The following is a 3,070-nucleotide window of genomic DNA, read 5'->3' on the forward strand; positions in this document are numbered from 1 at the left end:
ATAAACGATTATCAGAATGGAGCTGACACCGGCAGTATCACAAAGCAACTGCTGGCAGGCACCTACACCATAAATATCACTGGCTATGGAGTAAATAAGTCCGACAGCGTTACCGGAGCCTCTGGCACCGCTCCTACGAAATATGAGCTCAAGCTGACAACTACGCCCACCAATGTGGGCGCGACAGATGCTGGCAACACCCAGGCCACGGCGAAGAATTTAGGCGACCGCACTTATGACGTGCCGACGCTAGGCATCCTCGCCCAGCAGGAGATTTCAGAAACGGTCGGCATGGACGATGCTGCTGATTTCTTCAAGTTCTCTGTCACCCAGGCCAATGCAATTTATCTGGACCTGAGCGCAACAACAAACACCAAGTTTCAGATATTGAACTCTGCCGGCACGCTCATGGGCACGATGAGCGCTGGATCGTCCAGCGGGTCGTTCAAGTACATGGTGAATCTGGATGCTGGAACCTATTACCTCAAGGCCGCTACGGCCGACTCCAGCGAACGGGCTTCGTATATTGCAAAGACATTTTTTGCGCCCACTGACACGCAGAATGACTCCTTGACTGTAAATTCCTACGCTGCCAGTAGCCCTGTCAGATTGGGAGCCCTGGGTGCTAACGGGACGTTGACCCAAACGGCCACCATTTTCGATTCGTTCGATTTTTCTGGTCAGAATAAATATGATGCCTATACATTCACGCTCAGCGCTGATGCCAACGTCAAGTTTGACTTGAGCGCGCTAAAAAATCTCGGCAGCACTTATTTGAGTATTCAGAGCCAGAATGGCAGTTCGGTGGGAAGTCTGTCGATAAACGATTATCAGAATGGAGCTGACACCGGCAGTATCACAAAGCAACTGCTGGCAGGCACCTACACCATAAATATCACTGGCTATGGAGTAAATAAGTCCGACAGCGTTACCGGAGCCTCTGGCATAGCTCCTACAAAATACGAACTCAAGCTGACCACCGGCACTGGCAATGGAAATATTATCGGCACCCCCGGCAACGACATTCTGACTGGCGGCCCAGGCAACGATACTTTCGATGGGGGCAGTGGCATTGACACTGCTGTTTACAGCGGCCTGCGAGCCAGCGCCACAGTCACCAAAACCAGCACTGGCTACACCATTTCTGGCACCCAGGGGGTAGACACCCTGACCAACATCGAACGACTCCAGTTTTCCGACAAAACGCTTGCTCTGGATATCGACGGCAATGCCGGACAGGCTTATCGCATCTATCAGGCGGCATTCAACCGCACGCCCGACAATGGCGGGCTGAAGTACTGGATTGGTGCAATGGACAACGGTTCCAGCTTGTATTCAGTGGCAGACGGCTTTGTCCATAGCGCTGAATTCATTGCCCTGTACGGCGCCAACCCCAGTACAGCGCAGTTTGTGACCAAGCTTTACGATAACGTGCTGCATCGGCAGTATGACCAAGGCGGCTATGACTATTGGACAGGTGTCCTGGATCGCAAAGAAGCCACGAAAACCCAAGTTCTGGCCTCTTTTTCAGAGTCGCCAGAAAACCAGGCAGGGGTTATTGGCGTCATCCAGAACGGTATAGAACTTTTCGCTTGAGTTGACCATTTAGCACACAGCCTGAGGCTTGACAGAAATCGGCGCGGGGTCAGCGCACAGTGCCCCAAAGTTAAACCGGCCTTGTCTGCGCGATCGAGGGTTTGCGCCCCGGTTTCCTCGGGCGTGCCTGCCATCTTTTGCACGGCGCCGATAAATGCCTGCAGCATCTGATCGTCGGCCGAATGGCCGTGCGTGTCGTTGATGCTTTTGAAGTGATCCAGATCAAGCAAGACCAGTAGTAAGGGGCGACCAGTTGCACTGGATGCACCTCGGGCACCCCGCTACGGCTGCGCGCGTGCCCCCCGCTGGCGCGCGGCCAGCCACAGCAGCGCCGCACCCGTCAGCGCCATCGGCAGCAGCGAGCCCGCATTGAGCAGCGCCCAGCCCTGCGTGGTGACCAGCGCGCCCGAGGCAAACGAGGTCAGCGCCATGGTGGCAAACACGCAGAAGTTGATGGCCGCCTGGGCGCGGTCTTTTTCTTCGGGGCGGTATGCGGAGAGCGCCAGCGTGGTGCTGCCGGTGAACAGAAAATTCCAGCCCACACCCAGCAAAAACAGCGCAATCGTGAACTGGTGCAGGTCTTGCCCCGACAACGCCACCACCACGCAGGCCAGGTTCAGCACCACGCCCACGCCCATCACCGGCAGCACGCCAAAGCGCTTGATCAGGTGGCCGGTAAAAAATCCCGGTGCAAACATGCCGATCACGTGCCACTGCAACACGAAGGCGGCATCGCTGAAGGCGTAGCCGCACACCTGCATGGCCAGCGGCGTGGCGGCCATGAGCAGGTTCATCACCCCATAGCCCAGCGCTGCGCCCAGCACCGCCACCAGAAACACCGGCTCGCGCATCAGCTCGGCCAACGACCGGCCCTGCCCGGCGCTGCCCGTGGTGCTGGCAGGCAGCGCCTCAAAACGGATGGCCGCCATGCAGGCCATGGACAGCAACGCCACCACCACCAGCGCCAGATAGGCCCCGGCAAACGGCACACTGAACAGGTCGCGCGCCTGGCTGGCCAGATTGGGCCCGGCCACGGCGCCCAGCAGGCCCCCGGCCAGCACCAGCGAGACGGCTTTTTCGCGGTGGGCGGCGCTGGTCAGTTCGGCGGCGGCAAAGCGGTAGAGCTGGCCGTTGGCGCTGTAGTAGCCCGCCACCAGCGTGGCCAGGCACAGCAGCCAGAAGTTGCCCTGAAAAGCCGCCCACGCGCACAGCAGCGCCGAGAGCAGCGCCACCACCAGCCCGATCTGGAACGACACCTGGCGCCCCCAGCGCCGCTGCGTTTGTGCCACCAGCGGCGTGGACAGCGCGCCGCCCACCACGTAGCCCATCACCGGCAGCGTGGCCATCCAGCCATAGGGCGCCAGTTGCAGGCCCACCAGCCCGTTGATGGCGATGAACACCACGTTGTTGGTCAGAAACAGACCTTGGCACAAGGCCAGTAGCCAGAGATTGCGGTTCATGGGCAGCAAAAAAA

The 3,070-nt window shown here is 58.7% G+C and carries 2 protein-coding genes and 1 pseudogene; 1 reads left to right on the top strand and 2 read right to left on the bottom strand.

The genetic code is table 11. The features are described from left to right. Window positions 1-1,596, top strand: a 1,596-nt coding sequence (locus PHX69_RS11385) for a DUF4214 domain-containing protein (RefSeq protein WP_288043799.1), incomplete at its 5' end; no start/stop codon positions are given. Window positions 1,597-1,736: 140 nt separating this feature from the next. Here the strand turns inward: PHX69_RS11385 and PHX69_RS11390 are convergent. Both PHX69_RS11390 and PHX69_RS11395 read right to left on the bottom strand, forming a co-directional pair. Next, window positions 1,737-1,838 (bottom strand): annotated as a pseudogene (locus PHX69_RS11390) (diguanylate cyclase domain-containing protein); the annotation flags it as partial. A gap of 39 nt (window positions 1,839-1,877) precedes the next feature. Continuing rightward, the gene (locus tag PHX69_RS11395; protein ID WP_288043801.1) at window positions 1,878-3,056 is read right to left on the bottom strand and encodes an MFS transporter; all 1,179 of its coding nucleotides are present in this window, start codon (window positions 3,054-3,056) and stop codon (window positions 1,878-1,880) included. Window positions 3,057-3,070: the final 14 nt, after the last annotated feature.

Origin of the sequence: Simplicispira sp., from assembly GCF_028687295.1 — a bacterium.
GTDB lineage: Bacteria > Pseudomonadota > Gammaproteobacteria > Burkholderiales > Burkholderiaceae_C > Simplicispira > Simplicispira metamorpha.

What these genes read in the sequence shown, in the direction of transcription:
- PHX69_RS11395 (WP_288043801.1), bottom strand. Translation starts at nt 3,056, where the DNA reads ATGAACCGCAATCTCTGGCTACTGGCCTTGTGCCAAGGTCTGTTTCTG.